The organism is Paraburkholderia sp. 2C, assembly GCF_054589215.1.
Genome location: NZ_BAAILL010000042.1, coordinates 50,500 through 74,959, shown reverse-complemented (window position 1 = coordinate 74,959; position 24,460 = coordinate 50,500). Strand labels below are relative to the sequence as shown.

Below are 24,460 nucleotides of genomic sequence, written 5' to 3'. Positions count from 1 at the left end.
ATGAGCGCTACTTCCGTCCTGATCCATTTCACGCTCAACGGCGAACCGGTCAGCGCCGAGATCGAACCGCATCGAACCATTCTCGAAGTGCTGCGGCAGCAGTTCGCGCTGTATGGCGCGCGCGAAAGCTGCGGGCAAGGGCTGTGCGGATGCTGCACGGTGATTGTGAATGGCGAGAGCGTATCGGGCTGCCTCTATCTCGCCGCGATGGCCGACGGCGGCGACGTCAGCACAGTCGAAGCGCTCGATGCGAATGGCGAGCTCGATATCGTGCAGCAGGCGTTTATCGAATGCGGCGCGTTTCAATGCGGCTTTTGCACGTCCGGCTTCATTCTGATGAGCAAGCAACTGCTCGATCGCAACCCCGACCCGACCGAAGCGGAAATCCGCCATTTCCTGTCGGGCAATCTGTGCCGCTGCGCGGCTTACCCCGAGATTATCGAAGCCGTGCAGCTCGCGGCGCAGATGCGCAAGTCGAAGGCGGTGGCCGCCTAGCGACGGCTTGCGCGAGCCGGCCACGCGCAAGCCGCGCACGGCGCAGAACAATAACGAAGGAGACAGGTCGATGCATCAACCTCTGGAGCGGCCGGATGCCGGCGGCGCGCCGCTGCATGCGGCAAACGACGCGGCCGCGAACGTCGTCTGGTACCGGTCGATCAGCGGGCAGCAGTGGCGCGCGCTTGCCGCATCGAATCTCGGCTGGTTTTTCGACGGCTACGAAACCTATGCGCTGATCCTGACGGTAGGCAGTGCGCTTGGGCAATTGCTCGAGCCGTCGTTGCGCGGCCAGATTCCGTTCTATGCGGGCCTCGTGATCGCCTTGACGCTGCTCGGCTGGGGCATCGGCGGGTTGATCGGCGGCGTGCTGACCGACTATATCGGCCGCAAGCGAATGATGATGCTTGCGATACTCGCGTACTCGCTCACCACGGGCTTGAGCGCATTGTCGTGGAACTGGGCGTCGTTTGCCGTGCTGCGCTTTATCGTCGGCCTGGCGATGGGTTCCGAATGGGCGACCGGCACGGCGATGACCGCCGAAATCTGGCCCGACCGGCATCGCGGCAAAGGCGCGGGTCTGATGCAATGCGGGCTCGGCACCGGCTTTTTCGTCGCGTCGCTGGTATGGCTCTTTATGAGCGGCGCAGGCGAGCATGCATGGCGCTACATGTACGTGATCGGCGTGCTGCCGGGGCTCGCGACCCTGTGGATGCGTGCCGGCATTCCGGAATCCGAACAGTGGGAGCGCGTCAACGCACATCGCAAGGCGACACTTGCGCGCAAGCGCGCGGGCGCGACACTCGACCAACGCGAGCAGGCGCTCGCCCGCTTCACGCTGGTCGATCTGCTCAGCGATCCGAAACTGCGTCGCCGCACCTGCATTGCCGTGCTGATGTCGCTTTCGACGACACTCGGATGGTGGGGCATTTCGACATGGGTGCCGCCGTATATCGGATCGGTGGCCGCGCGCGCGGGCATGCATGCCGCGACGTGGGCAAGCTTCGCGGGCATGGCTTATAACGTGGGCGCGATTGCCGGCTATATCGGTCTGGGTTTTCTCGCCGACGCCTATGGCCGCAAGCGCATCACGTTCCTGTTCTTTGCGATGGCGTTCGTGTTGACGCCGGTGCTTTTCATGTGGACGCACGATATCGCGCTGATGCTCGTCATTGCCTGCGTGACCGGCTTTTTCAGCCTCGGGCAATATACGTGGATGCCGACCTGGCTGCCCGAGCTGTACCCGACGCGCGTGCGCGGCACGGCCATCGCGTTGTGTTTCAATGTGCCGCGCTTTCTGGCGTGGACCGGGCCGCTTATCGCCGGTACGCTGATCGCCCGTTTCGGCGGTTACGGCCATGCGGCCGTGACGGTCGGTTTTATTTATCTCGTTGGTCTCGTGCTGGCGCCGTGGTTGCCGGAAACGCGAGGGCAGCGCTTACCCGAAGAGGTTTGAACCGTGAACTTTATTTTTACCGACAAGGTGCCGGCGCCCGGCGGTCATTATTCGCAAGCCGTGCAGGCGGGCGGTTTCACCTTCGTTTCCGGCATGTTGCCGGGGCCGGGTGTGGCGGTCGACGGCCCCGACAATTTTGCGCGCCAGGTGCGGGCGACGCTGCAGCACTGCGAACGCGTGCTCGAAGAGGCGGGCTGCAAGCTGACCGATGTCGTGCAATGCACGGCTTATATCGTCGATGTGAACAACTGGCCGGAATTCAATCGCCTGTATGCGGAGCATTTCGGCACGCATAAGCCCGCGCGCGCGGTGGTGCCGGTGCCGGAACTGCATCATGGCTTTCTCGTCGAGTTGCAGATGGTGGCCTATCGAACGGCGTAGCGCGCGTGGCGTGGTGTAGCGCGTCCAGCACGGCATAGCGCGAACCTGCCGTGGCAGGAGCGCGAAGCGCACGGCAAAGCATGGCGTGAAGCTGCCGCGCTCGCTCAGTGTTGCGCAAGCGAAGGCCGCAGAGGAACGGCCGCAGCCGTGCGCGGTGTTCGCAGAGCCGAACTGATCGACGCGCTGCCGGCGCGTCATCGCTGTCCTTCCTCCGGGATGCGCGAGCACGCCGATCGATCCCGACGACCCTGCAAAAAGACTTCCCGGGTCAACGCCTCGTCGGGCCGGTCCGCGCACAACAGCGCCTCATACGCACGCTCGGAGACGTCGGCATACCAGCGTAGGTCGCCATCGCTGTAACGCACCTCGAGCGTTCTGGTCTCGCCATCGTGGAACACGGAATAGATGCGCTGCCCGCGTATGCGCACATGAGGCCGCTTCGAGTCGCGCGTCTGCTGATACTCGGGCGGGATAGACGGGAAAAGCGTGACCGAAGCCTCCGCCGTAAGCAGCGCACGGCACAGGGAGCTGCATGCTCTGGACAGGACTTCTCCAGACCGGTAAAGCGATTTTCTTAGGCGTGCAAGCATAACGGGACTTCAACGTCGGTGACAGTACTTGCACTCAAAACAACGGGGCGTCGTTGAATATTCCGATCCTGCGGAGAAAGCAGTTTTGCGTTTTCCCGTTTTTGGTAAAACGGTGTTCTCCGGTTACATCCTTAACTTATAAAGATATTTATAACAGCTATTAAAAGTAGATCTTAACTTTCCGGCTTCGTTGCCGGCCTCCGCCATTCGCAACGGGATGCGGTCTGCCTGAAAAAGCCCGGCAACATCAACGGGTGCATCGCCATCCTTTCAGTTCATCAAGTTACGAAGGAGCTTCTTTATGGTCGCCATTGCCGTCATTGCTGGAAGCACGCGGGAGAACCGCTTTTCGGAACAGCCTGCAAGATGGATTTTCGAGCGTCTGAATGCACGCGATGATGTTGAAGCGCAATGGCTCGATCTACGCGACTTTCCGATGCCGTTTTTCGATCAAGCCGTGCCGCCTTCGTGGCCCGGACGCCCGCCTTACGAGCATCCGATCGTGAAACGCTGGACTGCCGAGATCGCGCGCGCCGATGGATTTGTCATCGTCACGCCGGAATACAACCACGGGAGCCCGGCGGTCCTCAAGAACGCGATGGATTGGGTCAAGCCGGAATGGCGCCGGAAGGCCGCGGCTTTCGTGAGCTATGGCGCCGAAGGCGGCGCGCGCAGCGTCGAGCATCTGCGCGCGACGCTCGTCGAACTGCAGGTGGCGCCGGTACAGGCCTCGGTTCATATTCCCGCGAGCGCGTTGTGGCAGCACTTCCAGGGAAAGGACGTCACGTCTGAATTGACCGCGCTCAACGACAAGGCGACCACGCTGATCGAGGAACTGCTCTGGTGGACGCAGGCGCTGAAGGCCGCGCGATCCAGCGAGGCCATGGCGTAGGGCATAGGGCGTAGTGTCGCGCGGCGGCGCGTTGCCGACATCCCGGGTTAAATTTTCGCTGTCAAAACGCCGGTCTACTCGAACTCGGGCTCCGACAGATCCGGCGGCATACTCACGCTGCGCCACCATTGCTGGCGCAGCGCATCGCGCAGAAGCTTGCCGCGTGCGCTGCGCGGCAGCGACGCGACCACGAACACGTCTTTCGGCATCTTCTCGCGCGCAAGGCGGGCTTTGCAATGCGCGCGCAACGCTTGCGGATCGACCGATGCGCCGGGCTGCGCCACCACAAAACATACGGTTTCCTGACCATAGACGGGGTCCGGCACGCCGAGCGCGGCAACATCCTGAACCTCCGGATGCGTGCGCATGGCATCTTCGATTTCCTGCGGCACGATCTTCACACCGCCGCGAATGATCAGATCGTCCATGCGGCCCGACATGCGCACAAAGCCTTCGGCGTCGCGCGCCGCGATATCGCGCGTAAAAAGCGGCGCGCCGCGTATCGCGAGCATCGAGCCATCCGCCTGCAGCACGCCGAGCGCGAGCTTCGCACCGTCGACAACCACTTGCCCTTCCACGTCCGGCGCGCACGACACACCGTCGGAATCGACGATATCGAAGCGGATATGCGCGGCCGGATAGCCGACCGTACCGACCTTGCGGCGCTGCGAGCGGCTGCCGCACATCCAGCCCGCTTCCGACGAGCCGTACAGATTGAGAATCCGAATGCCGTACTGCTTTTCGAAACGCATCCATTGAACGGGCGAGAGCGGCGCCGTGCTGCATGTCATCGCGCGCAGCGACGCGAATGTACCGGCGGGTGCATCGAGCGGCGCTTCGAGCAGCAGATTGAGCACGGTTGGCACGCCTGCGCTGACCGTGACGCGATTCTCACGGACCCAGTTGCCGAACTGTCTGCGCGAAAACTTGCGCGCGATGCAAAGTGTCGAGCCCAGCTGCAGGAACGGCATCAGGCTCAGGATCTGTGCCGAGTACCAGTCGAACGAGCGGTATTCGAGCGTGCGGTCGTCGCGAGCGAGACCGAGCAGGTCGATGCTGTCGAGGCCGTTGAGCCAGTAGCACGCGTGATCGTAGACGACGATCTTCGGAATGCCGGTCGTGCCCGATGTGTAGCACAGCGATGCGATATCGTCGATCGCGCAGACGCTTTCGGGGTCGGGCAGCGGCGGGGTGGTATCGCCGGGTGCCGCGTCCGCCGCAAGCGTCATCATGGCCGGCCCCAGGCGGCGGGTGTCCGCGTGGCCCGGCGTAATGCTCTCCAGCCCGCCTGCCGCGAAGCGCACGACGGGCGCCGTCGTCATGCGGGACAGCGTGTCGCCGCCGTCATCGGGGCACACGACAAGACCCGGCGCGAGCGTCTCGAGCAACTTGCGCGCGGTCTCGTTGCCGACGAACGGAACATCGAGCGGACACACGACCGCGCCGAGCCGCCAGGTGCCGAGCCACAGCATCAGCTTATCCGGTGCTTCACAGTTCGCCAGCACGACACGCGTGCCTTTCCTGACGCCGAGCCGCGCGAGTTGCCGCGCAATTCCGTCGACCCGGATCGCAAGCTGTTCGAACGATACGCGGGTGCGCCGCTCGACATCGACGATCGCGTCCTTCCCCGGGGTTTCGCGCTTATGCCGCTCGAGCAGCGCCGCGACGGTACGCCAGGGCGGATCGACTACCGGTGGACTGTCGCTGGACATGAACTCAGCAAGGGGAGTCGGCTGCGACGACGGCAGCCGACGCGTGCGTCGCCGGGCGACCCGCGTGCCCATCATGCCCATTGCGGCGATCTTGCACGCGATGCTCGCCGAGCCGCGCGAGCGCCCATTCGCGGAACAGCTCGACCTTCTTCGTGCGCGCCTTGTCGATCGGCGAAGTGACGAAATACGCGGAACTCGACGGCACACGCAGATCGAACGGCGCGACGAGCTTGCCGCTCGCGAGATCGCCATTGACGAGCGGTGTGCGGCCGATCGCGATGCCGACGCCGTCGACCGCCGCGGCGAGCGACGTGAGCTGCAGGTGGAACACCGATTCGCTCGCGAATTCGACGTTCCCGTGCACGGCGGCTTCGAGCCACGCGGGCCAGTCGTCCTGATACATCGAATAGAAGTAGGTGCGAATCTGCCGCATGCGCGACAGGCCTTCGGCAATCGAGCCGAACTTGCCGGCTTCGGCGAGCACTGCGGGCGAGCACACGGGAAAGAATTCTTCGCCATGCAGCCGGTCCGAACGCGTCGATGCCCAGCGGCCCGAACCATAGCGAATCGCAACGTCATAGCTGTTGCGCTCGAATTCGTTGAAGGTCGAACTCGTCGCGACGTGCACGGTGATTTCCGGATGCGCGTTTTGAAATTCGGGCAGCGCGGGAATCAGGCATTTGACCGCATACGTGGGCAGGCACGTGACGGTGAGCACGGTGCTCGGCTTTTTCTTGCGCGCGTGAGCGGTGGCGATGGACAGCAGATTGATCGCCTCATGCACGGAGTTCAGATATTCGCGCGCGGCCGGTGTGAGCGTGAGCACGTTACGGCGCCGCACGAACAGCTTCACTTCGAGCCGGTCTTCAAGCGTCTTGATCTGATGGCTGATCGCGGTTTGGGTCAGTTCGAGTTCCTGCGCCGCGCGCGTAAAGCTCAGGTGCCGCGATGCGGCTTCGAACGCAAGCAAGCTCTGCAGAGAGGGAATGTAGGGTCTCATTCAATGAGTCAGCGCAGTGCAGGATCACTGATGCGGATTCTAGCGGGGTTTCACAATGGCCGGAACGTAACAGGATCGCAACGGATGCTGCGATGATCGGCCCGTTGCCGGCCCCGAGGAAATGAAACTTTTTCATGCGGGCATGAGAAAAGTTAGTTTGCGCGCGATGAAAGCACTCATGCACTCTTGGCCGGTCGAGCAAAGCGTCGTCGATCGGCGCGCGCGAATCAATCATTACAAACCCGGAACAATCAATGACGACCGGTAAAGAAAACGCCCGGCGCTTCGCGCGCGGGCAAGGTCAAGCGCACGCGCGGCTGGCTGCTCGGTGCAATGCGCGGTATGTCTTGCAGCGCGTTTTGCAGAATCGCGGCCGGGCGCGGCCGGCAACCGCCGGGTGGCCTGAACCGCTTAGCCATTGGTTCACTGGCCGGTCTGGTGGTTGAGCGGAGGAACGCTTGTGGAGATCGACGCGCTCGAAAATCCGTTTCTCGCCAGCCTCGGCATGACACGCATTGCATGGCGTGACGGTTATGCGGAGTTCCGTCTTCGCTTGCAGCCCGGCATGCTGAACCGCCAGCGTGTGCTGCAAGGCGGGGTTGTCGCGACGCTGCTCGATGCGGCATGCGGCTATGCGGGCCTATACAGCGCCGATCCGCAGCGGCCGATACATGGCGTCACTTTATCGTTGACGCTCAACTTCCTGGACAAGGGTGTCGGGGATACGTTAATTGGCAAAGGCTTTCTCGAACGCAAAGGGCGCTCGATCTATTTCGCGCGCGGCGAAGCATGGATCGATGCGACGACGCTGATCGCGACCGCGCAAGGCACATTCAAGTACGCGGGCGGATATGGGCGGCGCGAGCCGTTGAATGCGCCGCGCGGCGAACTCGATTAATCTCGCCTCGCGTGCGGGAACGTTATGCCGCGATCCGATGCCACAACGCGAGGCCCGCGCTGCATGAATCCTTCTCATCCCCGATATGAACGATGGTCGCTTGCGGGCGCGCGCGCGTTGCTTCAATGTTGGGGACAACAAACAGGAGTGAGGACGTGAAGGACGTGACACAAGATCTCACCCCGGGCATGTCCCCGGGTTCGACCGCCGATGCGCTCGATCTGCGCGCATGGCTTGAAGAAGCGCGCGGACTGGGCGAACTGACGGACGTAGCGGGCGCCGACTGGAATCTCGAACTCGGCGCGATCAGCGAACTGAATGTGAAGAAGGCGCGGCCCGCCGCGCTGCTGTTCGACGATATTCCCGGCTATCCGAAAGGGCATCGCGTGCTGACGTGCAGCACCGCCAGCCCCACGCGCCTGTCGTCCATTCTGCGTGTCGGACATGAAGAGTCGCATCGTGGGCTCGTCGAAACGCTACGCGGCAAACCGAAGCAATGGCAGGCGCATGCGCCCGAATACGAGCCGGTGACGGTCGGTAACGGCCCCGTGTTCGAGCACGTTCAGTCCGGCGAAGACGTCGATCTGTTTTCGTTTCCCGCGCCGCTATGGCATGAGAAAGATGGCGGCCGCTACATCGGCACCGGCTGCATGGTCGTGACGAAAGATCTCGACTCGGAGTGGGTCAACGTAGGCACGTACCGCGTGATGATTCACGACCGCAATCACGTCGGTCTCGACATGATTCCGGGCAAGCACGGGGCGATTCAGTACGACAAGCATATGCAGGCCGGCAAGCCGTTTCCGGTGGCGATCGTGATCGGCTGCGATCCGCTCGGCTACCTGATTTCAGGCATCGAGGTGCCGTTCGGCATGTGCGAGTACAACTATATCGGCGCGATCCTGAAGAAACCCGTGTCGGTGGTCAAAGGGCAATTGACGGGGCTGCCGTTTCCGAGCGCATCGGAGATCGTGATCGAAGGCTATGCGCACCCGGGCGACGTGAAAATCGAAGGCCCGTTCGGCGAGTTTCACGGCTACTACCCGGGCAAAGCCGAAACGGCGCCGGTCGTGACGATCGAGCGCATCTACCATCGCAGCAACCCGATCATCATGGGCAGCCCGCCCGCGAAACCGCCCAACGACTATTCGTACTCGAAGGCCGTGATGCGCTCGGCGCTGCTCGTCGATGCGCTGCAGGCCGCGGGCGTGCCCGATGTGGCCGGCGTCTGGGCGCATGAAATCGGCGGCGCGCGCATGTTCAACGTCGTGTCGATCCGCCAGCGCTATGCGGGCCATGCGCGCCAGGCCGCGCATATGCTGAGCCAGTGCGGCGTCGGTGCCTACATGTCGCGCTATTCGATCGTCGTCGACGACGATATCGACCCCGCCAACCTGCAGGAAGTGATGTGGGCCGTCGCAACCCGCACCGACCCGGATATCGATATCGACATCGTCAAACGCGGCATGGGTTCGAAAAACGACCCGATGTCGATTGCCAATCCGTATAAGGCGCCGTTCAACTCGAAGGCGATCATCGACGCATGCCGTCCTTTCGACTTCCTGAAGGAATTTCCGGAAGTCGCGGAAGCGAGCAGGGAATTGCAGCAGAAGACGCGTGCGAAGTGGCAACACATACTCGGCTGACCGGCCGGCCAGGGAGAAACATCAATGGAACTGACGGGCGAACAGATTTTGCCGCTGCCGCGCGAACGCGTATGGGCCGCATTGAACGACCCCGAGATCCTCAAGGCATCGGTGCCCGGGTGCGAGTCGTTCGAACGTGTCGAAGACAACCAGTTTCAGATGGTGATGGCCGCGACCGTCGGCCCGATCAAGGCACGCTTCAAGGGCAAGATGGTGCTGACCGATCTGCAGCCGCCGCAGTCGTATTCGCTGACCTTCGAAGGTTCGGGCGGCGCGGCCGGTTTCGGCAAAGGCGGCGCGCATGTCGACCTCGTATCGGAGAGCAGCGGCGCGACGCGGCTCGTGTACCGGTCGCACGCGCAGGTGGGCGGGCGGCTTGCGCAGGTCGGCGGAAGGTTGATCGACGGCGTGGCGCGCAGGATGGCCGAGGAGTTTTTCGGGCGCTTCACGGCTGCGCTGGTTGGGCCGAAAGAAGAGGGCGCGGGCGATCTGGCGTCGGGTTCGGCTGCGCCGCCGGCGTCGGGTTCGAATGGCGCGGCGTCGCAGCGGGCGATGCCGCAAGGCGGCGCGGGAGCCGGTGCTGCCGCTGCTGCGCTCGGTCGTCCGCAGGGCAGCGCGAGTTCGGGCCTGAGCGGCAAGGCCTGGGCCTGGGCACTCGGCGCGGCGGTCGTTATCGCATTGATCGCGGTGTACGTATTGCATCGATAACAACAAGGGCACGCACGGGTGCCGCAAAAAACCTGGAGACAACCATGCAGGAGGGCAACGCGCTGCACCGCGCCGTGAGGTCCGTCGACGCCGACGCGCATGTGGCGCAGACGGCGATGGATGCCGCGAGCGCGGCGCTCGTGCACAGAATAGAAAGCGTGCCGTTCTCGCGATGGCACAGGCGGGCGCGCATTATCGTCGGCAGCGCGACGTTCTTCGACGCATTCGATGCGTTGTCGATCGCGTTCGTGCTGCCCGTGCTGATCGGCTTGTGGCATATCGAGCCGCTGCAGATCGGCATTCTGATCGGCGCGAGCTATGTCGGGCAGTTTATCGGCGCGCTGATATTCGGCTGGTTCGCCGAGCGTCGCGGACGCATTCGCAGCGCGACGATTTCCATTGCGATCATGTCGGTGATGAGCCTCGGCTGCGCCTTGAGCGGCAGTTTTCCGATGCTGCTCGCGTGCCGCTTTATCCAGGGCATCGGCGTCGGCGGCGAAATGCCGGTCGCCGCGACTTATATCAGCGAGTTGTCGAACGCGCACGGCCGTGGCAAGTACTTTCTGCTTTACGAACTGATCTTTCCGCTTGGGCTGATGGGCGCGGGGCAGATCGGCGCATGGCTTGTGCCGCTGGTCGGCTGGAAGATCATGTTCTGGATCGGTGCGGTCCCGGGCCTGCTGATCGCCGTGCTCGTGTCGCGTCTGCCGGAATCGCCACGGTGGCTTATCGCGAAAGGCCGGTTCGCGGAAGCGGAAGCGATCGTGAGGGAAATGGAAGCGAGCACCGACAAGCGCATTGCAGCGGCGGCGCCGAAGCAGTCGGTGCACGCCGCTTCCCATGTTTCAAAAAACGCGCGCGCCGGCTGGCGCGAACTGCTGTCGCCGTTCTACCGCAGCCGCACGCTGATCGTCTGGGTGCTATGGGCCAGCGCATTCTTTATCGCGAACAGCCTGAACAACTGGCTGCCCACGCTGTATCGCTCCGTTTACCACTTGCCGTTGCAAACGGCCTTGCGCGCGGCGTCGCTGACCAATATCGCGCAGGTCGCGCTGCTGCTGGTCTGTGCGTATGTGATCGATCGCGTGGGCCGGCGCAACTGGACGGTCGCCGCGTTCTGCGTCGCGGCGGTTCTGTTTGCATGCCTGAGGTTTTTCGGCGCGCACGACGTATGGAGCGTGATGGTGCTCGCGACGGTCAGCTACGGCATCGTCGGATCGATTGCGGCCGTGCTGTATCTGTACACGCCCGAGGTCTATCCGACACGGATGCGCGCGACCAGCACGGGTCTCGCGACCTCGTGGCTGCGCCTCGCGTCGGCGGTCGGTCCGTCGCTCGCGGGCTTGCTCCTGCATCAGCAGGGTATCGGCTCGGTCTTTTCGATGTTCGCGCTCGTCGCGGTGGTCGGCGCGATTTGCGCGCTGAAAATGACCGAAACGCGCGAGCGCAGCCTCGAAGAGATCGCGCCGTGACAGTTCGATTCGCAGCGACCTTTCGTTCGACGAATAAGGACGTTTCATTGATGATCAAGCTGACACTGAGCTAACGAAACAGCATCACCGACATCGGACCGGACGCAACCGAAGCGTCCTGTAACCGGCTGTCATCGAGCGCGCGTGCGGTTGACACGCGCGCGGGTGCCGTGCGCGTTTTCCGGCGGTAAAATAGGGGTTTACGCTACAACCCCCGTCGGGAGACCGCCATGAAAGTCACGAAAGCTTCGGTGCTTTGCGCCATCTGTCTGCTGCCGCTCGGCGCCTATGCGCAATCGAACGCGCCGTTGACGCGCGCGCAAGTGAGAGAGGATGTGGTCGCCTTGCAAATCGCCGGTTATAACCCGTCGACGTCGGACCCGACCGCGTATCCCGAGAATGTTCAGGCGGCGCAGCACCGCCTCGACACGATGAGAACGGAGGGTACGTACAGCACCATTGCGGCCACGGCGAAGCTCACAGGCTCGGGCCGCACGTTCTATCAGAACGACGACACGCAATAACTGCACGATGTATGCAGTGTCCGTAGCGTCGCAACCGGCAGCGGGCACGGCAGGCAGCGCGGCAGCCGTCAGGCGACGCGCAGCGTCGCAAGCGCGTTCTGAGGCTTGAGTGCGAGCCTCACGATTTCGCGCGTCGGGATACTGATGTGCAGCGTTTCGAGGTCCGCCTGCGCGAACCATCCGCAACGCGTGATTTCCTCGCCGGGCCGCGGGACCGCGCCTTCGGGGAGCGCGGCCCGGAACACATGATGTAACGTGCTGAACCCACGGAACTGAAACAGATAAACGGTCGCGTCGACGATCACGCCGGTTTCTTCGGCAACCTCGCGGCGCGCCGCATCGGCGGGCCGCTCGTTCGTCCTGATCCTGCCGCCCGGCAGTGCCCATCTCGACTGCGGTTTCGACACGAGCAGGATCGCCGAATCCCTCACGCATACGACCGTCGCGCGGATTTTCATGACCAGGATCTCCTGCTCGTCGATGGGCTCGCCGTCCGGATCACTGAACATGCACGGTTAAGCAGGCATCCTCAAGGACGCCCGGGTGCATGTTCGGCACGCACGGCCGGCGCGCGTCTCGCGGTCTCGACCACCGGCTGATGCCGGAACCCGAGGCTGCCCGCGCCGACCGCGATCACCAAGCCGACAAAGAGCGCGGCCACCGAAAACCAGCTTGCGCGTGCGACGGCTTGCGTGGCGGTATCGGCGGCCTGCCGCACGTTCGGATCCGACATCGGTGCCGATGCCGCGTTGGCCATCGAGGCGATCGCATTCTGCGCCTCCTGCGAAAGCGCGTTGACCGCATCGCCTGCGTTGCCGGACTGCATCGTCGCCGCGGCACCCGCGCCGGCGACACGCCCCGCGAGCGAGACGGCGCCGCTCACGATCGACGTCATCGCCACCACGACGCAGAGCACCATCAGCGCCCACGCCAGCATGCCGTGCAGCCAGCCGAGCAGCGGCGCACAGCGGCCGGCGAAATAGCCTCCGAGAAAAACGGCGACGACTGTCGTGACGATCAGCCATACACCGGACCCGAAACCGAATGCCCGCGGGTCCTGCTGGGCGAGCGGATTGAGCAGTGTCGCTCCGATTGCCGCACCGAGCGCGCACATAAACACGTATGCGACGAGTGCAATCGTGACGCCGGTGAAGACGGCGCCCCACGACACACGCGGCAGTCCTTCCTGAGTTTCCAGATAGCGCATGACAGCCTCCATTGGGCAGTAGATCAGTAGACCGATCGTTTTCGGGGATCGGCATGATGTTGCCGCGCAAGCGACGTGCCCTCAGGCAGGCGGGCGCGCTCCATGGCCGGTTTTTCTCGTGCGCTTCTCGATTTGCGCGAGCAGCGCCGCAAAGGCGATCTCGTCGACTTTCATATGGCGCCTCGCCGTCTGCGGCGGAAGGTTCGTCAGCTTTCCCGCGTCGAAAGCGGCGATGACCTCGGGATGGATATAGCAGCGCCGGCAGACGGCCGGCGTATTGCGCAGCAGCGTGGCGACTTCCTTCACCGTCGCCACGATATGACGCTTCGCATCGGTGGCGTTCTCACAGACCAGCTGGCGCAACGCGGCCATCGCAAAGACGCTGCCTGCCCACGTGCGGTAGTCCTTTGCGGTAAAGTCCGCGCCGCTGACGTTGCGCAGATAATCGTTGATGTCGGCCGAGCCGACCGTGCGGCGCGTGCCGTCTTCATCGAGATATTGAAACAGGTCGTGGCCCGGCAGGTCCGCGCACTTGCGCACGATGCGCTTGACGCGCGGATTGCCGATCGGCACGTCGTGTTCGACGCCGCCTTTGCCCGCGAAGCGGAAGCGCACTTCACCGGACTGGATTTTCACGTGCTTCTTACGCAGCGTCGTCAGTCCGTACGACTGATTTTCGCGCGCATATTCGACGCTGCCGATGCGAACCAGCGTGTGATCGAGCAAATGCACGATCGCCGCGATCACTTTCTCGCGCGGAATGCCGCTGCGCGCGAGGTCGCGCTGCACGCGCGCGCGGATTTTCGGCAAGGCGCGGCCGAAGGCGGCCATGCGGCTGAACTTGTCCGCGTCGCGCGTCTCGCGCCATTGCGGATGGTAGCGGTACTGTTTGCGGCCGCGCGCGTCGCGGCCCGTGGCCTGGATATGCCCGCGCGGGTCGGGGCAGATCCACACCTTCGTGTAGGCGGGCGGAATCACGAGCGCATTGATGCGCGCGATCACCGCCTCGTCATCGATGCGTTTGCCGCGCGTGTCGAAATAGGCGAACCCGCGCGCGAGCTTCTTGCGTGTGTAGCCGGGCCGCGTATCGTCCGCATGTCGCAAGCCCGCAGGCATGTCAGGCGGCATGGCCGCGGCGATGGCCTGCGCCGTGTCGCGCGTCATGGTCTTCACAGGCGTTCTTCCATGGGGTTGGAGGGCGCCAGTCGTTGCGCAATCGGCGTGCCTGGGTGGGGCAGACGGCTGCCGGATTTGCCTGGGTGCGCCAGCGCGCGATGCGACGGGCTACTTCGCCTCGTCGTCGAGCATCACGGCCAGCGTTCCCGCCTCGCTTTGCACGCCGGCTTCAAGATCGATCTCGCGCGGCGTTTGGGCGTTGATCGCGCGAAGAAGCCGCGGCGCGAATGTGGCGCCGAAATGCGCGACACGTTCGGCCTGCGACGCATCGTCGGCTTTCGCGAGCGCACGCAACTCGTCGAGCGGCAGACCGACGAACAGGTCGAGCGGATACGGCGGCGTATTGCGGTCGCTGCGCGTTTCGGGCGTTTCAGGCGCGCGGGGCGTTTCAGGCGCGCGTATACGCAGGCCCGGCTGCAGATGCGTTTCGAGCTCCATCGTGAAGTCGTAGTGCGGTGCAAGCTGCAGCGCGGTGCTCGCTTCGCCGAGCAATAGGGGCACAACACTTTGCAGTCGCGCGATTTCTTCGTCGGTCAGCAGCATAGGCTTCTCCTCACGGATTGCGCGCCGGGTTGCGGTCCTGCAGCAGGCCGTCGCGTCTATCGAGAAGATATCGCGCGCGTTCGATGCCTGCACGGATCGCTTCCTGCCGCGTGGTCCAGTAAGGCCCGATGCTTTCCGGCTCGTCGATATCGATGCGGCTCCCGTCGCGCTGGATATCGAGCCGCGCCTTGAAGCTTCCCAGTTCGTCGCGATGGGCGCTGACGCGCACGAGATAACCGCGATGCTGGAGTTGCTGCTCTTCGACGCGCTCGTCTTCGGAAAATTTGCTCATGATGATCACACCAGGAAAAAGTTGGCTAACGGCGGGAGATAACGGCTTCCCTGCATGCCGCGTTCCATGGCCGCGATCGCTTCTCATGTGAGCGTCGTGTCCGATTGGCAATCGGTGGACTATTTCGTGCTGGGCCGGCGGTAACGCGTGGCGCGAACCGCTGGCGATCGGTGGACGGGAAGCGTCCTACTGATTACCGCAGCATGTCCCAGTTCGCATAAAACACGCGCCGCGCGAACAGAATGCCGCCGCCGATGCTTTTCACGAGCACACGCAACAGCGGCGTGAGCGGACTTGGCCGCAGCACATCGAGAAACACGCAATAACGTAAGCGATCCGAATCGTTAACGGACTGATGCACAAGCGTGTCGTCGAAGATAAGCAGCGGGTCATGCCGCCAGTAGTGCCGTTTGCCGGCGATATCGATAAACGCTTCGCCGTGCTGGTCGGGGTCGAGATTGTAGAGACAGCGCAGCGTCAGGCGCAGCGGCCCGTAGTGCACGGAAGTGCGCTGACGCTGGTTGAATACCGAGCAGCCGATAGTCTGCACGTACTTGAAGTCGCGATCGAGGCCCGGTATACAGAGCGCCCCCTGCAAGCGCCGGCCATACCAGCGCAGAAAGCACATGCCGCGCTTCTTGCCCGGCATCTGGCAAGCGAGCGATTCGACGAGCGCGAAGTTCGCGCGGAACGCGGCGATCACCACGCTGACTTCGTCGCGATGCGCGGCGGGCAGATCGGATAGCCGGTAGACGCGCAGATTGCGCCGGCACAGCATGTCGATCAGCAGATTGAACGGCGACAGCAGCCAGGTGAGCGTGCCGTTGCCGAGGAAGTAACGCCGCCAGCTGATCGCGTCGAATTGCCGGCTGCGCTGGAAGTCGCACACGCCGGCCGCGATGATGCCCGCGACAACCGGAAGGGCAGTCGGCCGCGCATAGATCAGTGCGGACAACGCAGCGAAGCACACCAGGTCTTTGCTTTTCATCGCAACCTCGCGCGGATTCGAAGCAGCGACGCCTATCGTATGCTAGCCGACAGGTTAAATGAGGTTCGACGTTGGCAAGTGTGTCAGCCGCACGACAACTTGTAGGGTTCCGAACGGTTGGAGACGCAACCACCTGGCGAATCTCCGGTAATCGTTTCTGGTAGGACGTAAGAAATGCACTGCTGTCCTGCAGCAACGGTGTGCGAACGAGGTTGATGTTTGAAATCGCTCGAATGCGAGCGAGCCAGCGGTGGGGCGGCTCGCCGCTCAACGCTCAACGCTCGGCATGCCACGGCGTCAACTTCCGCTGCAGCCACCGCAACCCGAGTTCCAGGATCAGCGCAATTGCGCCGATCACGAGAATGCCGGCAATCACGACATCGGTGACAAGAAAGCGCGACGCCGAATACACCATAAATCCAAGCCCGCGCGTTGCTGCGATCAGTTCCGCCGCGACGAGCGTCGACCAGCCGGCGCCGAGCGCAATGCGCAGGCCCGTCAGAATATCGGGCAGCGCGCCTGGCAGCACGACGTAGCGCAACAGCTTGTAGCGCGTCGCCCCAAGCGAAGCCGCGGCAAGCAAGCGGCTTTTCGCGGCGCGGCTCGCGCCGGCGGCGGTTGCGATTGTCAGCGGCGCGAATATCGTCAGATAGATCAGCAGCACTTTCGATAGCTCGCCAATGCCGAACCAGATCACCATCAACGGCAAATAGGCGAGCGGCGGAATCGGTCGATAGAACTCGATGACCGGATCGAGCACGCCACGCGCGATGCGGTTCGTCGCCATCACGAGGCCGGCCGGAATCGCGGTCACGAGCGCGAGTACGAACGCGAGCGCGATGCGCGACAGGCTCGCGAACAGATGCTGGCCTAACGTTGCGTCATCGAAGCCTTCGGTACTCAGTTGCACGAGCTTGCTGAGCACCGTTTCCGGCGGCGGCAGCAGCACAGCAGGCACCCATTGCAAATGGCTCGCGAGCCACCAGCCGGCGAGCACCGCGAAAATGGTGATGAGCGTCGCCGCATGCGCGGCATCGAGACGCGGCAATGCGACGCGCGGGCTTCTGACGTGGCGCGCGCCGTCAGCAACCGCAGCAACGGAAGACCCGTCGCGAGCACCGGCTTTGGCCACCGCCAACGGTCCAGTGTGTTGCTGATTAGCGGTCGGCATCGCTCGCCTCCTCGGTTTCACGGACGAGCTGATCGAGCAGCTCCATATGGATCGACGTAAACGCAGGATCGGTGCGGATCGAGCGCAGTGGTTCGCCCGCCGCATAGCGCCGCGCGAAGTCGAGCCGATGGCGCGCGACGACACGCCCCGGGCGCGGCGACAGGATCAGCAGTTCGGTGGCGAGCAGCACGGCTTCTTCGATGCTGTGCGTAATCAGGAACACGCCTTTGCCTGTTGCCCGCCAAACGTCGAGCAACAAGGTCTGCATATGCTCGCGCGTCAGCGCATCGAGTGCGCCAAGCGGCTCGTCCATCAGCAGGAATGCCGGGTCGGCGGCGAGCGCTCGCGCAAGCCCGACACGTTGACGCATGCCGCCCGAAATTTCGCTGACCGCATGATGTTCGAAGCCGGCGAGCTTGACGAGGCGCAATACCTCGGCCGCCCGCGCATCGCGCGCCGCACGTGTGACGCCGCGCATGCGCAGCCCGAAGCCGACGTTGTCGATCACGTCGAGCCACGGCATCAACGCGTCGTCCTGGAACACGACGCCGCGATTCGCGCCGGGGCCGTCGACGGGCACACCATCGATCGTGACGCGGCCCGAAGTCGGCGTCTGAAAACCGGCGAGCAGCGCCAGCAAGGTGCTCTTGCCGCAACCGGACGCGCCGAGCGCGACGACAATCTCGCCGCTTTTCACGGATACCGAAACATCGTGCAGCGCAGTCAGCGGACCGCGCGCAGTTTGATAGACGACGGATACGTGCTGCGCGCTCAGTTCCGCGCTCAGTTCCGCCCTTGGTTCTACCCTTGGTTCCGCCCTCAGTTGTGTCATATCGCCCGCTTTCACTTCGAGGCGGCGGCTGCGACATACTTCGGCGTGACCGACGCGCCGTAGTCCGGCAGCACGTGGTCGATCTTCTTCTGTTCCTGCAGGAAATTCGCCGTTGCCGCCACGGCCTTCGCGGTGCCGCCGCCGAGCAGTTCCGGCGACGATTGTTCGGCCGCGTTGGGGTACACATTGCCCGCCAGCAGTTCCGGCACATCCGACGCATTCGCGCCGCTCAGCTTCGAAATGGCCGCGACCTGGCTCGATCCGCCATTCCACGACTTGCCATTCTGCCGATAGTCGGTAATCGCGTTCAGCGTGACTGCCACGAACTTGCCGACGAATTCCGGATGCGCCTGCGCGAAGTCCTTGCGCACGGCCCATAAATCGAACGTCGGCGAACCCCATTGACCGACTTGCGTCGAATCGACGAGCACGTGACCGCTTTGCTTCGCTTTGCCGAGCGCCGGGTCCCACGTATAAGCGGCATCGATATCGCCGCGCGCCCAGGCCGCGACGATTTCGGTCGGTCCGAGATTGACGATCTTCACCTGGTTTGGCTTGATGCCCCAGTGCTTGAGCGCGGCGAGCAGGCTGTAGTGGCTCGTCGATACGTAGGGCGTGGCAATCGTTTTGCCGATCAGGTCCTGCGGCTTGTCGATATGCGCGCCGTTGCGCACGACGAGCGCTTCCGAGCCGCCCGTCAGCGCATTGAGCACGACGGCCTCGATCGGCACACCGCGGCTCACCGCCGCCGCAAACGGGCTCGACCCGACGTCGCCGATCTGGATATCGCCCGAGGCGAGTGCCGCAACGATATCGGCGCCGGTATCGAAGCGCCGCCAGTTGATGGTCCAGCCCGTCGCTTTTTCGTAAGCGGCGCTTGCCTGCGCGAGTTTCGCCGGATCGGCGCCGTACTGGTACGCGATATTGACGGTCTCAGCCTGCGCTGAAGACTGGCCATGGGCGAATAGCGCTGCGAGCGCCGCGCCGGCGGCCAACCCTTTGAGGACGCGTTTGATATTCATTGAATGTATCCCCGTTGATGGAATGCGCCAAGGTTAGCGCCGCTCGCACGCAGCGCTAACCAATCAAATCTCAGTTGCATATGCGTGTAAATCGTATGAGCGCGCTTCGCATATCGAAATGAAAAACGCTTGCTTAGCGCGGGCGCGGGGCGCTGCTAGATTTGAATGTCAATGCTTGCAATGGAGAACGCGGATGGTGATCGACGGCCGGTTTGAACCAGCACGACATGCGATCGATCGTGTCATCGCGGTGACGAGCATGGCATGGTTTGGACGCGCGCCTGCGAAGGCGGCAAGCTTATGGGGAAATATGGATCCGCTAGCGAAAAGCCTGTTGTTCACCATGCGTCACGCTCGCGTGTACGCCCCTTCAAATCTCGCGCGGCTGCACGGCGCCTCGCAGGAGGCGGTGAGTCATGCGCTTCGCGCACTGATCGAGGAAGGCCTCGTGCGTGAATGCAACAACGCGCGCGGACAGAGGGGATATTGCTCGACGCAGGCCGCGCCGGCGCTGCCGCTCGCGCAGCCGGGCGATGCCGCGGCGCTCACCACGGTCGCCACGTTTCCGGTTACGCGGCGCCTCGACGGCCGGTTGACCGACTACGTCAGTTCGATCGAATCGCATCGCATGCTCGCGATGCTTGTGCGGCGCTAGACGATCGCGGTCCGCGCGTGCACTGCATTGCATTGCACAAAATCTTGTTTGGATTCCTGCCGGATAGCGACTAGATTCAATAGAAATGATGCCGGCGATGGAGTGCGCTATGCCACATTCGACGAAAACGAAGTTGCTCGGCTTGCTCAAGCCGGTCGGATTCGCGCCCCGCGGCGCCGCCGCGCAGTCCGCGGCCGACGCGCCGCAAGCGTGCGAGCGTCTCGAGCGCATTGCCATGTATGCCCGTGCCGGGTATTTCAACATGGGCTATACACTCGACATGATGCAGGCGCCGGGAGAAATCCTGCCCGATTGAGCCAGCTCGAAAGCAGGGGGCGCCGCAGTGCAATGTCCCCGGTGCTGCGTCTATCTGAACGCCGGCAATGTGGCCTGCGCCCATGCGGCAAACTGCAACACCTTCAGGTCCGCATCGCGCTCGCCGATCAGCTGGAAACCGAGCGGCAAGCCATTCGCGGCGCGCCCCGAGGGAAGGGTTACCGCCGGCATGCCGAGAAAACTCCACGCGGCGCAGAACGTCGCATCGCCGGTGTCGTCGAGACCTTGCGGCGCGCCGCCGGTCGCCGGCACCGATACGACGAGATCGCAGCCGCCGAGAAATGCCGCCGATTGCGCGGACAGTTCCTTTTGCAGCTTGCACGCGTCCTGATACTTCGCGGCGGGCACGGCGGCGCCGTCCGCCAGCAGCGTTTTCATCTTCTCGCTGACCTTGTCCGGATGCGCGGCCGCGACCGGTCCGATGTTGCGATATGCCTCGACCTGCAGGATGGTCTGCAACGCTTCGATGATGACGGGCAGGTCCACGTGCAAATCGAGGTCGACCGTTTTGACGCCGTCTGCCTGCAGGCGCGCGAGCGATGCTTCGAAATTCGCCTGCTGTTCGCTGCCGGCGCGCGACCACATCGAGGTGCGGATCACGCCGATCGATTGCGGCCGGCGCGGCGTGAAATAGCGTTGCCATGCCTCGGGCGTTTGAACTACCTCGGGCTTTTCGTCGACGAGGATCGCATACGCGAGCGCGATATCGTCGACATGATTGGCAAAGAAGCCGATATGGTCGAGCGATTGCGAGAGCGGATGCGCGCCCGCCGTCGGCACGCGGTCATGCGTCGGCTTGTAGCCGACCACGCCGCAGTACGCGGCCGGGCGGATCACCGAGCCGAGCGTCTGCGTGCCGACCGCGAGCGGCACGATACCCGCGCCGACGGCGGCGGCCGAACCGCTCGACGAGCCGCCCGGCGTGTGCAGCGCATTCCACGGATTGACGGTCGGACCCGGCTGGCGCCACGCGAATTCGGTGGTCACGGTCTTGCCGAATACGATGCCGCCCTGCGCGCGAATGCGCGTGACGATAGCCGCGTCTTCGGTCGGCAGATGGTTTGCGTAGGCCGGCGAGCCGTACGTGGTCGGCATGTCGGCGGTGGCGATCAGATCCTTTACCGCGACCGGCATGCCGGCAAGCGGCCGGCCGGAGGCGGGACCGATCCCGTCGTAATGTTCAGGGCGAAACGTGAAGGCCTTCAACTGCGGGTCGCGTTCGTCGGCGCGCGCACGCGCGCGCTCGAGCCGCGCCGCGCACGCGTGTGCATCGCCACGGCTCTCGATTAACGTGGCGACCCAAGGCTGCTGGGATTCGAAGTTCATGTGCTACTTTCCGGCGGCTGCCTTCGCAAACGAATTGTCGACCGCGCTCGCGTACGTCACCGAGCCGGGCTTGATGTTGCCGATATATTCCTGCAAGTCGAGCGCATTACGGAACGCCTGCTCGGAAATCTCGGGGGTTGGCGCGTAGATCTTCTGGGCGATCAGGCGTCCCACCGCATTATCGACCACGGTTTGCGAAAGCGTCGGGAACTCGGCACGCGCGACTTCCTTCGCGGTGTCCGGCGACGACTGGATCAGCGCTTCGGCATCGGCGATCGCTTTCACGAAGGCCGTGACCATCTGCGGCTTGTCCTTGATCGTCGACGCGAGCGTGTCGAGTGTCGAGAACGCATAGCCGCCCGGATACGCCTTCGGGAACGCATAGACGATCTTGTAGCCGGCGGCGAGACCTTCGTCGACTTGCGGTTCGTAAAGCGTGGCGGCGTCCGCGCGGCCCGCGCTGACGGGCGACAGCTCCGTGCCGATCTGCACGGTATTGAGCTTCACGTCGTTGATGTTTTCCTGTTTGATCAGACGCTGCAGCAGATACGTGCTGGTGGTCGGCGGTAGTGCGGTGGAAATATTCTTGCCCGCGAGATCGGCTTGCGTTTTGAGCGGCGAATTGGCTGGCGCGATAACCCATACCGGCACGCCCGCGACCACATTCGCGACGTTGACGAGCGAGGCGCCCTTCAGATTCGCGAGGCTGGCCGTCATCGGGTCCTGCAATGAGAAATCGGCATGGCCGCCGATCACGGCCGCGACGCCGGCCGCGCCGCTGCCGGCCGTCACCTTCTGTACGTCGAGGCCATGCTTCGCGAAGAGGCCCTTATCGATGGCCACATAAAGCGGCAGATATTGAATCGACTGGAACGCCTGATAGACAACCACCTTTTCAGGCGGCGCGGCGTGCGCGGCGTTAAACGTGGCACCCAGCGCGAACCCCGTAGCGAGCGGAATAGCGAGGCGGATAAACCGCTTCATCGTTTTGTTTTCCATGCAACAATCCTCTTTTCAGCGTATTGGACGATCCACGTGAGCAGCGTGGCCATCAGCGTCAGCACAATAATGCCGAGCCAGACGGTATTGAGGTCGAACAGCGACCCGGCGACAAACACTTCATGGCCGAGCCCTGCCTGCGACGCAATGTATTCGCCGACCACCGCGCCGATCAGCGCGAAGCCGATATTCACGCGCAGCGTCGAGAAGATCCACGGCAGCGCGCCGGGCACGATGAGCTTGCGGAAGATCATCGACGGTTTTGCGTTGAACGAGCGGAACAGGTTCAGCAGGTCGCGGTCCACTTCGCGCGCCGCTGCGCACGACGAGATCATCGCGACCGCGAAGGTCGAGATGCCGGCGAGCCACACCTTCGACGTCATGTCCGAGCCGAACCAGATCACGATCAGCGGGCCGAGCGCGATCTTCGGAATACTGTTGAGCAGCACCGAGAAGCCTTCGGCAACGCCGGATACGCGCGGCACGAACCACAGCAGCAGGCCGAGCCCGATGCCGAGCCCGCTGCCCACCACGAGGCCGATCACTGTTTCGTACAACGTGACGAGCGTGTCCGATACCAGCGTGCCTTGCGTGAGGCCCAGTTGCGCATTCTTGTAGATGCCGGCCGGCGAGCCGAACAGCTGGCCGTTGATCCAGCCGCGTGCGGCCGCGATCTGCCACAGCGCGACGAGCGCCACCATGATCGCGGTGACGGCGGTGGTGCTCGTGAGGTTGCGCGGCTTGCGGCGCTTTGCGCGTACCTGTACCGGCGCGTTCGAAAGAATCACTTCGCTCATGCTGCTATTCCTTTGCGCTCGTCGCGCGGTTGAGCCACGTGTGGCGCCGCTTGTGTCACCGCTTGTGCCGTATGGATCGCCTGTCCGCGCAGCGCGCCCCAGATGCGCGCATGCCACGTACGGAACTCAGGCGCCTCGCGAGCGGTGATCGCGTTGCGCGCGCCCTCGACGGTCAGTTCGATATCGAGCGCCTGTTCGATGCGCGCGGGCCGGCCGCCGAGAATAATCACGCGGTCGCTCATCGCGATCGCTTCCTCGATGTCGTGCGTGACGAGCACGACGCTCGTGCCGTTCGTCTCGCGCAGCGCCATCACGTCGTCTTCGAGCGCGAGGCGTGTTTCGTAGTCGAGCGCCGAGAACGGTTCGTCGAGCAGCACGAGGGTCGGGTCGACGAGCAGCGTGCGCGTCAGCGCAACGCGCTGGCGCATGCCGCCCGACAACGAATGCGGATAGGCGTCGGCGACGGTGCCGAGCCCGTAGCGCGCGAGCATGTGCCGCGCGCGTTCGATATCGTGCGGCGTGACCTTGCGAAACAGTTCGATGCCGAGCACCGCGTTTTCGAGCACCGAACGCCACGGCAGCAGCAGGTCTTTCTGCAGCATGTACGCGATGCGTCCCGGCGATCCGTCGGCGCGCGGGCCGATTTCGACGCGGCCCGATTGCGGCGGCAGAAGCCCCGAGATCAGATTGAACAGCGTGCTCTTGCCCGCGCCGCTGCGGCCGACGATCGAGACGATCTCGCTGCTGCCGACCGTGAAGTCGAGCCCGGCGAAGATCGGCACGGCCGCGCCGTCTTCGGCTTCGAACGTATGAGTGAGGTCGGCGACATGGAGCCGTGCGGGCGGCGCGTTGGCGTCGCGCGCCGCGGCGGGCCGGGCGGTGTTTGTGGCAGAAGCTTTGATCGGCATTGAAATCCGGGCATCGAAAATGTTCTTCGATTCCGCAAGCGCACACGCGCAGGCGGCCGCAGCAGCGCATATCCGCTATGTGGGACGTGTGGCGATGCACACCGGACAATGCACGGCCCAAAATAACCGGGCAAGCTGGTCAAAAAAAGAATCGGGTTGGATTGTAGGTGCCTGGCGCAATGCTGAAAGGCTTCGTAAACAAAGGGCAAAGCGCAGTTGTAAAGCGCCGCTGTTGTGCGAGGCCGGAAAAGATGGTGCAAGCGCGCGTAGCCGGCATGCACGCGATGCACGCTTGTGAAGCGCGGCGCTCGGTGCACGACTCGCCGCATCACGCACACGGCACGCGCAAACGCGCGTGCAGCATGCGTTCGGCGCAGCATGCATCGATCAGGCGCATGACGTCTAATGTTCCGATCGCTGCACTTCGACAGTGC

28 protein-coding genes are annotated in these 24,460 nt (G+C 63.7%); 12 read left to right on the top strand and 16 right to left on the bottom strand.

Annotation, left to right across the window (positions count from 1 at the left end):
• From ACYPXD_RS20390 to ACYPXD_RS20380, 3 genes are all read left to right on the top strand, one after another.
• Positions 1–495, top strand: coding sequence for a (2Fe-2S)-binding protein (locus ACYPXD_RS20390; protein WP_459715129.1), 495 nt, complete (start codon positions 1–3; stop codon positions 493–495).
• Between the two features lie 70 nt (positions 496–565).
• Positions 566–1,951 (top strand): MFS transporter, encoded by a 1,386-nt coding sequence (locus ACYPXD_RS20385; protein ID WP_459715127.1) that lies wholly within the window; start codon positions 566–568, stop codon positions 1,949–1,951.
• Between the two features lie 3 nt (positions 1,952–1,954).
• Positions 1,955–2,332: a RidA family protein gene (locus ACYPXD_RS20380; RefSeq protein ID WP_459715125.1), complete on the top strand. Its 378-nt coding sequence runs from the start codon at positions 1,955–1,957 to the stop codon at positions 2,330–2,332.
• A 194-nt stretch (positions 2,333–2,526) separates the two neighbouring features.
• On the opposite strand, the gene ACYPXD_RS20375 is transcribed toward ACYPXD_RS20380, so the two are convergent.
• Positions 2,527–2,922: a KTSC domain-containing protein gene (locus tag ACYPXD_RS20375; RefSeq protein WP_459715123.1), complete on the bottom strand. Its 396-nt coding sequence runs from the start codon at positions 2,920–2,922 to the stop codon at positions 2,527–2,529.
• Between the two features lie 301 nt (positions 2,923–3,223).
• On the opposite strand from ACYPXD_RS20375, the gene ACYPXD_RS20370 reads away from it, so the two are divergent.
• On the top strand, positions 3,224–3,814 hold the full coding sequence (locus tag ACYPXD_RS20370; RefSeq protein WP_459715121.1) for an NADPH-dependent FMN reductase: 591 nt from the start codon (positions 3,224–3,226) through the stop codon (positions 3,812–3,814).
• A 74-nt stretch (positions 3,815–3,888) separates the two neighbouring features.
• Here ACYPXD_RS20370 and ACYPXD_RS20365 read toward each other — a convergent pair whose 3' ends face one another.
• Positions 3,889–5,526: a class I adenylate-forming enzyme family protein gene (locus tag ACYPXD_RS20365; RefSeq protein ID WP_459715119.1), complete on the bottom strand. Its 1,638-nt coding sequence runs from the start codon at positions 5,524–5,526 to the stop codon at positions 3,889–3,891.
• A gap of 4 nt (positions 5,527–5,530) precedes the next feature.
• Positions 5,531–6,526 (bottom strand): LysR substrate-binding domain-containing protein, encoded by a 996-nt coding sequence (locus ACYPXD_RS20360; RefSeq protein WP_459715117.1) that lies wholly within the window; start codon positions 6,524–6,526, stop codon positions 5,531–5,533.
• 460 nt (positions 6,527–6,986) lie between these two features.
• On the opposite strand from ACYPXD_RS20360, the gene ACYPXD_RS20355 reads away from it, so the two are divergent.
• The 5 genes from ACYPXD_RS20355 (at position 6,987) to ACYPXD_RS20335 (ending at position 11,774) form a co-directional block, all read left to right on the top strand.
• On the top strand, positions 6,987–7,424 hold the full coding sequence (locus ACYPXD_RS20355; protein WP_459715114.1) for a PaaI family thioesterase: 438 nt from the start codon (positions 6,987–6,989) through the stop codon (positions 7,422–7,424).
• A 155-nt stretch (positions 7,425–7,579) separates the two neighbouring features.
• Positions 7,580–9,070 (top strand): UbiD family decarboxylase, encoded by a 1,491-nt coding sequence (locus tag ACYPXD_RS20350; protein ID WP_459715112.1) that lies wholly within the window; start codon positions 7,580–7,582, stop codon positions 9,068–9,070.
• A gap of 24 nt (positions 9,071–9,094) precedes the next feature.
• The gene (locus tag ACYPXD_RS20345) at positions 9,095–9,778 is read left to right on the top strand and encodes a CoxG family protein (protein WP_459715110.1); all 684 of its coding nucleotides are present in this window, start codon (positions 9,095–9,097) and stop codon (positions 9,776–9,778) included.
• Between the two features lie 44 nt (positions 9,779–9,822).
• The gene (locus tag ACYPXD_RS20340; protein WP_459715108.1) at positions 9,823–11,250 is read left to right on the top strand and encodes an MFS transporter; all 1,428 of its coding nucleotides are present in this window, start codon (positions 9,823–9,825) and stop codon (positions 11,248–11,250) included.
• Positions 11,251–11,480: 230 nt separating this feature from the next.
• Entirely contained in the window at positions 11,481–11,774 is a 294-nt protein-coding gene (locus ACYPXD_RS20335; RefSeq protein WP_459715106.1) for a DUF4148 domain-containing protein, read from the top strand.
• Positions 11,775–11,842: 68 nt separating this feature from the next.
• On the opposite strand, the gene ACYPXD_RS20330 is transcribed toward ACYPXD_RS20335, so the two are convergent.
• The 9 genes from ACYPXD_RS20330 to tauA all read right to left on the bottom strand — a co-directional run bounded on the left by ACYPXD_RS20330 (position 11,843) and on the right by tauA (position 19,005).
• Complete coding sequence (locus tag ACYPXD_RS20330; protein ID WP_459715104.1) at positions 11,843–12,232, bottom strand: NUDIX hydrolase; 390 nt, start codon at positions 12,230–12,232, stop codon at positions 11,843–11,845.
• Between the two features lie 71 nt (positions 12,233–12,303).
• The gene (locus ACYPXD_RS20325; RefSeq protein WP_459715102.1) at positions 12,304–12,981 is read right to left on the bottom strand and encodes a YrzE family protein; all 678 of its coding nucleotides are present in this window, start codon (positions 12,979–12,981) and stop codon (positions 12,304–12,306) included.
• 81 nt (positions 12,982–13,062) lie between these two features.
• Positions 13,063–14,154, bottom strand: a complete 1,092-nt coding sequence (locus tag ACYPXD_RS20320) for a DNA topoisomerase IB (RefSeq protein ID WP_459715099.1) — start codon at positions 14,152–14,154, stop codon at positions 13,063–13,065.
• 111 nt (positions 14,155–14,265) lie between these two features.
• Positions 14,266–14,700: a hypothetical protein gene (locus ACYPXD_RS20315; RefSeq protein ID WP_459715097.1), complete on the bottom strand. Its 435-nt coding sequence runs from the start codon at positions 14,698–14,700 to the stop codon at positions 14,266–14,268.
• 10 nt (positions 14,701–14,710) lie between these two features.
• Positions 14,711–14,992 carry a DUF6566 family protein gene (locus ACYPXD_RS20310; protein WP_459715095.1) on the bottom strand — a complete coding sequence of 94 codons (282 nt, stop codon included), beginning with the start codon at positions 14,990–14,992 and terminating at the stop codon, positions 14,711–14,713.
• Positions 14,993–15,185: 193 nt separating this feature from the next.
• On the bottom strand, positions 15,186–15,980 hold the full coding sequence (locus ACYPXD_RS20305) for an aspartyl/asparaginyl beta-hydroxylase domain-containing protein (protein ID WP_459715093.1): 795 nt from the start codon (positions 15,978–15,980) through the stop codon (positions 15,186–15,188).
• 274 nt (positions 15,981–16,254) lie between these two features.
• On the bottom strand, positions 16,255–17,151 hold the full coding sequence (locus ACYPXD_RS20300; protein WP_459715091.1) for an ABC transporter permease subunit: 897 nt from the start codon (positions 17,149–17,151) through the stop codon (positions 16,255–16,257).
• Positions 17,138–17,983 carry a taurine ABC transporter ATP-binding protein gene (locus tag ACYPXD_RS20295; protein WP_459715089.1) on the bottom strand — a complete coding sequence of 282 codons (846 nt, stop codon included), beginning with the start codon at positions 17,981–17,983 and terminating at the stop codon, positions 17,138–17,140. The genes ACYPXD_RS20300 and ACYPXD_RS20295 overlap by 14 nt, the downstream gene beginning before the upstream one ends.
• Positions 17,984–17,994: 11 nt before the next feature.
• Complete coding sequence (tauA, locus tag ACYPXD_RS20290; protein ID WP_459715087.1) at positions 17,995–19,005, bottom strand: taurine ABC transporter substrate-binding protein; 1,011 nt, start codon at positions 19,003–19,005, stop codon at positions 17,995–17,997.
• Positions 19,006–19,363: 358 nt separating this feature from the next.
• Between tauA and ACYPXD_RS20285 the strand changes: the two genes are divergently transcribed.
• Together ACYPXD_RS20285 and ACYPXD_RS20280 are read left to right on the top strand one after the other, a co-directional pair.
• Complete coding sequence (locus tag ACYPXD_RS20285; protein WP_459715083.1) at positions 19,364–19,660, top strand: hypothetical protein; 297 nt, start codon at positions 19,364–19,366, stop codon at positions 19,658–19,660.
• A 109-nt stretch (positions 19,661–19,769) separates the two neighbouring features.
• Positions 19,770–19,976, top strand: a complete 207-nt coding sequence (locus tag ACYPXD_RS20280) for a hypothetical protein (RefSeq protein WP_459715081.1) — start codon at positions 19,770–19,772, stop codon at positions 19,974–19,976.
• A 50-nt stretch (positions 19,977–20,026) separates the two neighbouring features.
• Here the strand turns inward: ACYPXD_RS20280 and ACYPXD_RS20275 are convergent, their stop codons facing one another.
• The 4 genes from ACYPXD_RS20275 to ACYPXD_RS20260 are packed head-to-tail and all read right to left on the bottom strand — an operon-like array spanning position 20,027 to position 24,026.
• Positions 20,027–21,322: an amidase gene (locus ACYPXD_RS20275; RefSeq protein WP_459715079.1), complete on the bottom strand. Its 1,296-nt coding sequence runs from the start codon at positions 21,320–21,322 to the stop codon at positions 20,027–20,029.
• A gap of 3 nt (positions 21,323–21,325) precedes the next feature.
• Entirely contained in the window at positions 21,326–22,321 is a 996-nt protein-coding gene (locus ACYPXD_RS20270; protein ID WP_459715077.1) for an ABC transporter substrate-binding protein, read from the bottom strand.
• Positions 22,303–23,118 (bottom strand): ABC transporter permease, encoded by an 816-nt coding sequence (locus tag ACYPXD_RS20265; RefSeq protein ID WP_459715075.1) that lies wholly within the window; start codon positions 23,116–23,118, stop codon positions 22,303–22,305. Before ACYPXD_RS20265 ends, ACYPXD_RS20270 begins: the two co-directional genes overlap by 19 nt.
• The gene (locus ACYPXD_RS20260; RefSeq protein WP_459715073.1) at positions 23,115–24,026 is read right to left on the bottom strand and encodes an ABC transporter ATP-binding protein; all 912 of its coding nucleotides are present in this window, start codon (positions 24,024–24,026) and stop codon (positions 23,115–23,117) included. Before ACYPXD_RS20260 ends, ACYPXD_RS20265 begins: the two co-directional genes overlap by 4 nt.
• Here ACYPXD_RS20260 and ACYPXD_RS20255 point away from each other — a divergent pair.
• Positions 24,004–24,324 carry a hypothetical protein gene (locus tag ACYPXD_RS20255; RefSeq protein WP_459715071.1) on the top strand — a complete coding sequence of 107 codons (321 nt, stop codon included), beginning with the start codon at positions 24,004–24,006 and terminating at the stop codon, positions 24,322–24,324. The two genes, ACYPXD_RS20260 and ACYPXD_RS20255, sit on opposite strands and share 23 nt — an antisense overlap.
• Positions 24,325–24,460 lie beyond the last annotated feature (136 nt).

Coding starts and splice junctions, on each gene's coding strand:
- ACYPXD_RS20390 (WP_459715129.1), top strand. CDS start 1: ATGAGCGCTACTTCCGTCCTGATCCATTTCACGCTCAACGGCGAACCG.
- ACYPXD_RS20385 (WP_459715127.1), top strand. CDS start 566: ATGCATCAACCTCTGGAGCGGCCGGATGCCGGCGGCGCGCCGCTGCAT.
- ACYPXD_RS20375 (WP_459715123.1), bottom strand. CDS start 2,922: ATGCTTGCACGCCTAAGAAAATCGCTTTACCGGTCTGGAGAAGTCCTG.
- ACYPXD_RS20370 (WP_459715121.1), top strand. CDS start 3,224: ATGGTCGCCATTGCCGTCATTGCTGGAAGCACGCGGGAGAACCGCTTT.
- ACYPXD_RS20365 (WP_459715119.1), bottom strand. CDS start 5,526: ATGTCCAGCGACAGTCCACCGGTAGTCGATCCGCCCTGGCGTACCGTC.
- ACYPXD_RS20360 (WP_459715117.1), bottom strand. CDS start 6,526: ATGAGACCCTACATTCCCTCTCTGCAGAGCTTGCTTGCGTTCGAAGCC.
- ACYPXD_RS20345 (WP_459715110.1), top strand. CDS start 9,095: ATGGAACTGACGGGCGAACAGATTTTGCCGCTGCCGCGCGAACGCGTA.
- ACYPXD_RS20340 (WP_459715108.1), top strand. CDS start 9,823: ATGCAGGAGGGCAACGCGCTGCACCGCGCCGTGAGGTCCGTCGACGCC.
- ACYPXD_RS20335 (WP_459715106.1), top strand. CDS start 11,481: ATGAAAGTCACGAAAGCTTCGGTGCTTTGCGCCATCTGTCTGCTGCCG.
- ACYPXD_RS20330 (WP_459715104.1), bottom strand. CDS start 12,232: ATGAAAATCCGCGCGACGGTCGTATGCGTGAGGGATTCGGCGATCCTG.
- ACYPXD_RS20325 (WP_459715102.1), bottom strand. CDS start 12,981: ATGCGCTATCTGGAAACTCAGGAAGGACTGCCGCGTGTGTCGTGGGGC.
- ACYPXD_RS20315 (WP_459715097.1), bottom strand. CDS start 14,700: ATGCTGCTGACCGACGAAGAAATCGCGCGACTGCAAAGTGTTGTGCCC.
- ACYPXD_RS20310 (WP_459715095.1), bottom strand. CDS start 14,992: ATGAGCAAATTTTCCGAAGACGAGCGCGTCGAAGAGCAGCAACTCCAG.
- ACYPXD_RS20305 (WP_459715093.1), bottom strand. CDS start 15,980: ATGAAAAGCAAAGACCTGGTGTGCTTCGCTGCGTTGTCCGCACTGATC.
- ACYPXD_RS20300 (WP_459715091.1), bottom strand. CDS start 17,151: ATGCCGACCGCTAATCAGCAACACACTGGACCGTTGGCGGTGGCCAAA.
- ACYPXD_RS20295 (WP_459715089.1), bottom strand. CDS start 17,983: ATGACACAACTGAGGGCGGAACCAAGGGTAGAACCAAGGGCGGAACTG.
- tauA (WP_459715087.1), bottom strand. CDS start 19,005: ATGAATATCAAACGCGTCCTCAAAGGGTTGGCCGCCGGCGCGGCGCTC.
- ACYPXD_RS20280 (WP_459715081.1), top strand. CDS start 19,770: ATGCCACATTCGACGAAAACGAAGTTGCTCGGCTTGCTCAAGCCGGTC.
- ACYPXD_RS20275 (WP_459715079.1), bottom strand. CDS start 21,322: ATGAACTTCGAATCCCAGCAGCCTTGGGTCGCCACGTTAATCGAGAGC.
- ACYPXD_RS20270 (WP_459715077.1), bottom strand. CDS start 22,321: ATGGAAAACAAAACGATGAAGCGGTTTATCCGCCTCGCTATTCCGCTC.
- ACYPXD_RS20265 (WP_459715075.1), bottom strand. CDS start 23,118: ATGAGCGAAGTGATTCTTTCGAACGCGCCGGTACAGGTACGCGCAAAG.
- ACYPXD_RS20260 (WP_459715073.1), bottom strand. CDS start 24,026: ATGCCGATCAAAGCTTCTGCCACAAACACCGCCCGGCCCGCCGCGGCG.